The organism is Phyllobacterium sp. P5_D12 (genome assembly GCF_054049495.1).
The window spans coordinates 1-6,749 of the sequence record NZ_JBFUMG010000231.1 but is presented as its reverse complement, the minus strand read 5'-3'; the positions used below and the strand labels follow the sequence as shown (position 1 = coordinate 6,749).

Here is a 6,749-nt window from a genome sequence, read left to right as displayed (position 1 = left end):
TGGATGAACGCCTGGAGTCCGGGCCCATCGTCGCCGTCGGTGCAGTGTCCGCACGATTGGCGTTGGCGTCAACAATGGAGGCAATATCTGCCTAAAATGCGCAGATTGACCCCCGAAGACGAACAGGTCGGCCAACGCTTGGGTCCGTTGCCCGCCCGCTGACACGCCGTCCTTCCCCACTTTCGAACGGCTCCGGAAGCAGCTCCCCATGGAAAGGACGACATCAGGATAGCTCAGGTTTGGAGAGCGTGGATAAACAGCCACGATTATTTTGGTCTGGAGGGTGTCTTCAATTAGGATAAGCGGCCTTTCAACAGGGCAAGCCTCCCAAAACGAGCGAAACCGGGCGCGGATATTTCCGTCACCCGGTTTCCCCTCTGGTGCCGCATTCGGGGAGCGTCCTCTTCTCCCCTGAACGGCCATGTAACTGGCAGAAACCGAGTGCGTTTCATTGTTGCGGTTGCAACGATTGCACATTCGATCTCTTTCGGAGTGAAGTTCTGAGGCAAGTTTTTATCGATTGCAAGAGGCTTTGCAAAATAAAATTGCATATGGTTTTGCATGATTATTTATTGTGCAAGAACGAAAAAAATTAAGCGGATTTTATCGGAGTTTATTGCGCATTGACTATTCGTGCGCCACCACTTCAACTGCGACGGGAGGCAGTGGATGGCATTCGAGGACGTAGAAACGATTGCAAGCGCGACAGGGGCAAAACTTGCGATGCGGTTTTCCGCGGCCGAAGGTCAGGCGCATTCTATCGTCCAGATCAGTCACGGCGTCAGTGAACATTCCTTGCGCTATGCGCGGTTTGCCCAATTCTTGAATGGACAAGGTTTTCACGTCTATGCGCACGATCATCGCGGACACGGACTTACCAAAGCAACTGGCGCTCCGGCTGGACGATTTGCGCAAAGCGACGGGGTCATGCACGTTCTGGACGACGTCGATGCCATCAACAGTCTTGCCCGCCAGCGTCACCCTCACCTCCCCATGATTCTGTTCGGGCACTCGCTCGGCGGATTGATCGCAATGAACTACGTGCTGAAGCATCCCGGCAAAATGGACGCTGCGGCGATCTGGAACGCCAATTTCTCAGCTGGACTTCTCGGCCGGGTCGCGCAAGGAGTCCTGCGCGCCGAGCGCATGTTTTTAGGATCGGACGTTCCAAGTATGGTGCTACCGAAATTCACCTTCCAGCAGTGGGGCCGCAGTGTTGCAAACGCCCGTACAGCGTCTGACTGGTTATCGCGCGACCCTGACGAAGTAGATGCCTATCTTGCCGACCCGCTATCCGGCTGGAACCCGACAGTGAGTATGTGGCGCGATATTTTCGACTTCATCTTCACCGGTGCAGATAATTCGTTGCTGGCCAAACTCCCTCGCGACTTACCCTTCAATCTCGTCGGCGGTGCAGAAGACCCGGCCACCGAGAAGGGCAAAGCTGTCAGGCACCTTGATCGCAGACTGAAACAACTTGGATTTTCCAATGTCACAACCAAGATCTACGAGGGTACACGGCATGAAGGCCTCAACGAGATCAACAGGGAGGTAATCATGCGGGATTTTGCGGATTGGGCGACGGGAACGGTTTCGAAACGAACGAGAGTGCTTGAAATATGACTGATGCTCCTCTGAAGGGTGTGCGCGTCATCGAACTCGCTCGCGTTCTGGCCGGGCCATGGGCCGGACAGGTTCTCGCCGACCTTGGCGCCGATGTCATCAAGGTGGAAAACCCTGCCGGAGGGGACGAAACGCGTGGGTGGGGACCGCCGTTCATCGCGAGCAGCGAGGGCGAAAATCTCGATGCCGCCTATTTTCACTCATGCAACCGTGGCAAGCGTTCAATTACCTTGGATTTCACGACCAAGGAGGGACAGGAAACGGTCAAGGCACTCTGCCGTACGGCAGATGTCGTGCTCGAAAATTTCAAGGTAGGCGGCCTGAAGAAGTACGGCCTCGACTACGCATCTCTGAGCGCTGACAATCCGCGCCTCGTTTATTGTTCGATCACGGGCTTTGGTCAGGACGGTCCGTACGCCGCCCAGGCGGGCTATGACTTCATCATTCAGGGCATGTCCGGTCTGATGTCCGTTACCGGCGAACCCGACCGCGAGCCGCAAAAGGTTGGCCTCGCCGTCGCCGATGTCTTCACCGGCCTCTATTCCGTCATTGCCATTCAGGCCGCGCTGGCACATGCGGCGAAAACGGGCGAAGGCCAGATGATCGACATGGCCCTGTTCGACGTGCAATCCGCAGTCATGGCCAATCAGGCGATGAACTATCTAGCAACGGGCAAGAGCCCGCACCGCATGGGCAACGCCCACCCGAATATTTCGCCTTACGAAGTCGTACCGACATCAGACGGTCATATGATTCTCGCAGTCGGCAATGACGGGCAGTTCGCCCGGTTCTGCAGCCTTGTCGGGCTGACAAATCTCGCCAGCGATCCTCGCTTCCTGACCAATCGGGCACGACTGGAAAATCGCATCGAACTGACGGCCCTGATCCGGGCCGAAACGCAGAAACGTACCCGTGCCGAATTACTTGAAGCCTGTTCCCGAAATGCGGTTCCGGCAGGACCGATAAACCGGATCGGCGAGATGTTTGACGATCCGCAGATCGTGTCGCGGCAATTGCGGCTTGATCTCGAGGACGGCCATGGCAGCACTATTCCCTCGGTGCGCACGCCGATCGTCATGTCGAAAACCCCGCTTTCCTATCAACGGCCTTCGCCACGTCTTGGCGAGCACAGCGCCGAAATTCTTCAAGAAGTAAAGGACGTATCCAATGAAAACGGGCGGTGAATTAATCGTCGAGGCTTTGGCGGCTAATGGCGTCGAGCGGTTGTTTTGCGTGCCGGGTGAGAGCTATCTTGCCGTACTCGACGCGCTTTACGACGCAAAGATTGGCGTCACCGTTTGCCGGGCCGAGGGCGGAGCCACGATGATGGCGGATGCCTGGGGAAAGCTCACTGGCAAGCCAGGCATCTGCTTTGTCACACGTGGTCCAGGCGCAACCAATGCCTCTCCCGGAATCCACATCGCCAAGCAGGATTCGACGCCACTGATCCTTTTCATTGGCCAGGTGCAACGCGACGCACGTGAGCGCGAGGCCTTTCAGGAAGTCGAGTACCGCCGCTTCTTTGCTGATACAGCGAAATGGGTGGCAGAAATCGACGATGCGCGGCGCATTCCGGAATTCGTCACGCGAGCATTTTCAGTCGCAACCTCGGGGCGCCCAGGACCTGTCGTGCTGGCGTTACCGGAAGATATGCTGACCGACAAGGTCGAAGCAGTGGCGGCTCAGGGCTGGCAGCCGGTCGAGACGGGTCCTTCTCCGGCCTGTATCGAAAAGCTCGCCGATCTTCTTCAGGGCGCAACACGGCCTTTCGTGATCCTGGGCGGGTCGCGCTGGAATGAAAACGCAGTCCAGTCGATCACGCGCTTTGCCGAGAAATGGCACCTCCCCGTCGGCTGTTCATTCCGCCGACAGATGCTGTTCGATCATCTGCATCCGAATTATGCGGGCGATGTCGGTATCGGCATCAATCCGGCTTTGGCGGCGCGCGTGAAAGAAGCCGACGTGTTGCTGCTGATTGGCGGGCGTTTCGGCGAGATGCCGTCGTCCGGCTACACGCTGATAGACAGCCCTTATCCCAAGCAGACTCTGATCCACGTGCATGCAGACGCGGATGAACTTGGACGGGTATATCGCCCTAGCCTCGCGATAAACTCGGCACCCGACATGTTTGCTGAAGCTGTCGAACATCTCGCACCGCCATCACACACCAACTGGCCGGGCGAAGCGGAAGCCGCGCACAAATCCTACCTCGCCTGGTCGACGCCACCGAAGACCGGACCGGGCAAGGTCGCGATGGGACCAATCATGTCCTATCTCGAGAGCGTGCTCCCGGAAGACGCGATCATAACCAACGGCGCAGGCAACTACGCCACCTGGCTACATCGCTTCCATCGATTCCGCCGCTTCGCCACACAGGCAGCACCGACATCCGGCTCCATGGGTTATGGGCTCCCGGCGGCGGTCTCTGCAAAACAGCTCTACCCAGAGCGAACGGTCGTGTGCTTTGCCGGTGACGGATGCTTCCTGATGAACGGCCAGGAGTTTGCGACGGCCGTAAAATACAACCTGCCGATTATAGTCCTCGTCATCAACAACAATATCTATGGGACGATCCGCATGCACCAGGAACGCGAATATCCCGGACGTGTGTCCGCGACTGATCTCACCAACCCGGATTTTGCCATGCTGGCGCGCGCCTATGGCGGTCATGGTGAGACCGTGGACGCCACGGAGGAATTCGAAGGAGCATGGCAACGGGCCGTCGAAAGCGGCAAGCCGGCGATCATTGAAATTCGTCTCGATCCCGAAGCGATTACACCGGCGAAGACTCTCTCCGACATTCGCAACAAGCGTTGACCGAAGGGTTGGCATTACAGCTTCGTAATGCAAATGAGGATGGCACGGCGGCGCTTTCGATGTTATGGAGCGCGCCTGAAGTCCCACTACGAAAGCTTGCAACTTGAGCAATCCGGCAATTACGATCGTCATTCCGTGCCGCAACGAGGCCGCCAATCTAGCCTTTCTCCTCGATGAAGTGGATGCAGCCATGGAAGGCCGCAGCTACGAAGTGATCGTCGTCGACGATGGCTCTACCGACTTGACGGGTGAAGCATTGGGCGAGCGGATCAAGGCCGGGAAGCCTCTGCGCCATATTCGTCACGACAAGTCTGCGGGGCAAAGTGCAGCCGTTCGCTCGGGCGTATTCGCGGCAAGGGGTAAGGTCGTGGTCACCATGGATGGTGACGGACAGAACAACCCGGCCTACCTGCCACGGCTGGCCGATGCGTTGCTGCAGGCCGGTCCGGCAATCGGGATCGCAGCAGGGCAACGGCTGAAGCGTACCGACACGAAACTGAAGCAGTTCGCATCGAAATATGCCAACAAGCTGCGCAGCGCGATCCTGAAGGACAATACGCGCGACAGCGGCTGCGGTCTTAAGGCACTGCACACCCAGCTTTTCCGCGAATTGCCTTTCTTCGATGGCTGGCACCGCTATCTGCCTGCGTTGGTGATCCGTGAAGGCTACGGCGTCGTGCATGTCGATGTTCTTGATCGCGAACGCCGTCACGGCAAATCGAACTACGGCATTCTCGACCGCGGTCTGCGCGGTATTCTCGACCTATATGGCGTCTGGTGGCTGCGCAAGCGCCGCAAGACCGTTCCAACGATTACGGAGATCAGTCATGGCTGATGCTATTACCAATTGGCTGCACTCGGTTTTCGTGGCCCAATTCGACGCCTGGATTCTGCTGGGCTTCTTTGCGCAGGGCTGTTTCACCATGCGTTTCGTCGTGCAGTGGATTGCCTCCGAACGCGCCAAGCGAAGCGTCGTCCCGGTGACATTCTGGTTCTTCTCGCTGTTTGGCGGTGTACTGCTTTTCGTCTACGCGGTCGTGCGTAAGGATCCGGTGTTCATTGCCGGTCAGGGCCTCGGACTTATTGTCTATATTCGCAATCTCTGGCTGATCGCCAATGAGAAGAAGGCGATGACGCTGGACACGTGAGCAAGGGATGTTGATGACCTCTTCGGACCTCGCTCCCGGCGGCGGCACAAAACTTCGCGCCGGCCACTATTTGCTGCTGGTTTTCATCTGCCTCATCTCCTTCGTACCCGGCATCGCTTCGATACCGCCGCTGGACCGCGATGAAGCGCGATACGTGCAGGCAACGCACCAGATGGCTGAAAGCGGCGACTATGTCGACATCCGCTTTCAAGACGCATCGCGCTACAAGAAGCCGGTTGGCATTTACTGGCTGCAGAGCGCCGCGCTCAAGCTCACAGGCTACAATAACGATGCGCCCGTATGGGTCTACCGGCTCGTCTCGGTGGCTGGCGCTACGATTGCGGTGCTCGGTACGGCTGCTCTGGGAGCATTCCTTTTTGGCCAAAGCGCCGGCCTTATGGCCGGTATCGCCCTTGCAGCGATCGTTATGCTCGGCTTCGAGGCGCGCGTGGCAAAGACCGACGCGACGGTGCTGGCGACGGTCGTCATCGCACAGGGCGCGCTTGCATCGATCTGGATGGCAAGCCGCAAGCAGGCCGCAGCCAAATGGGCGCCAGCAGTGATCTTCTGGGTGGCAACGGCAGCCGGTGTGCTGATCAAAGGCCCGATCACTCCCTTTGTCAGTCTTTTGACGATGGGCTCTCTCAGCCTTTTCTACCGCGAATGGCGATGGCTGAAACGCCTGAAGCCACTAAGCGGTATCCTCATCCTGCTCGCAATCGTGCTGCCCTGGCTCATCCTGATCACGCTGAAAAGCGGCGGTGCCTTCTTCAACGAATCCGTCAACAAGGATTTCCTGTCGAAGGTTGGCGATGCGCAGGAAAGCCACGGCGCGCCGCCGGGCTATTTCGCCCTGATCTTCGTCGTGTTCATCTGGCCGTTTGGCGTGCTCGCTATTCGCGGCGGTCTGCAGGCGTTGAGTCGATTGCGCCAGGATCCGCGCCTTGCTTTCCTGACCGCCTGGTACATCCCGTTCTGGCTGGTAACCGAGCTCATCCCGACGAAGTTGCCCCACTATATCCTTCCCGCCTACCCGGCCTTGCTGTTGACGATGGCTTGGGCCATCGACACCGGCATCGCCGCCCAGTCCTATCGCGGCCGCTGGCAAATCTGGGTCGAGCGGCTGACGCTGCTTGGCCTTGCTGCAGCGACGCTCGGCTT

General features: G+C 58.1%; 6 protein-coding genes. All 6 read left to right on the top strand.

Annotated elements, in window-relative coordinates:
* Positions 1-669 precede the first annotated feature (669 nt).
* A complete protein-coding gene (locus tag ACXJ5O_RS15455; protein WP_457300660.1) occupies positions 670-1,623 on the top strand; it encodes an alpha/beta hydrolase in 954 nt (317 codons plus the stop codon).
* Positions 1,620-2,807 carry a CaiB/BaiF CoA transferase family protein gene (locus ACXJ5O_RS15450; protein WP_457300659.1) on the top strand — a complete coding sequence of 396 codons (1,188 nt, stop codon included), beginning with the start codon at positions 1,620-1,622 and terminating at the stop codon, positions 2,805-2,807. The genes ACXJ5O_RS15455 and ACXJ5O_RS15450 overlap by 4 nt, the downstream gene beginning before the upstream one ends.
* Positions 2,791-4,440: a thiamine pyrophosphate-binding protein gene (locus tag ACXJ5O_RS15445; protein WP_457300658.1), complete on the top strand. Its 1,650-nt coding sequence runs from the start codon at positions 2,791-2,793 to the stop codon at positions 4,438-4,440. The genes ACXJ5O_RS15450 and ACXJ5O_RS15445 overlap by 17 nt, the downstream gene beginning before the upstream one ends.
* A 103-nt stretch (positions 4,441-4,543) precedes the next feature.
* Positions 4,544-5,275 carry a glycosyltransferase family 2 protein gene (locus ACXJ5O_RS15440; RefSeq protein WP_224508703.1) on the top strand — a complete coding sequence of 244 codons (732 nt, stop codon included), beginning with the start codon at positions 4,544-4,546 and terminating at the stop codon, positions 5,273-5,275.
* Positions 5,268-5,588 (top strand): lipid-A-disaccharide synthase N-terminal domain-containing protein, encoded by a 321-nt coding sequence (locus ACXJ5O_RS15435; protein WP_112531790.1) that lies wholly within the window; start codon positions 5,268-5,270, stop codon positions 5,586-5,588. The genes ACXJ5O_RS15440 and ACXJ5O_RS15435 overlap by 8 nt, the downstream gene beginning before the upstream one ends.
* Positions 5,589-5,601: 13 nt before the next feature.
* A partial coding sequence (locus ACXJ5O_RS15430; protein ID WP_457300657.1) for an ArnT family glycosyltransferase occupies positions 5,602-6,749 on the top strand: 1,148 nt, incomplete at its 3' end.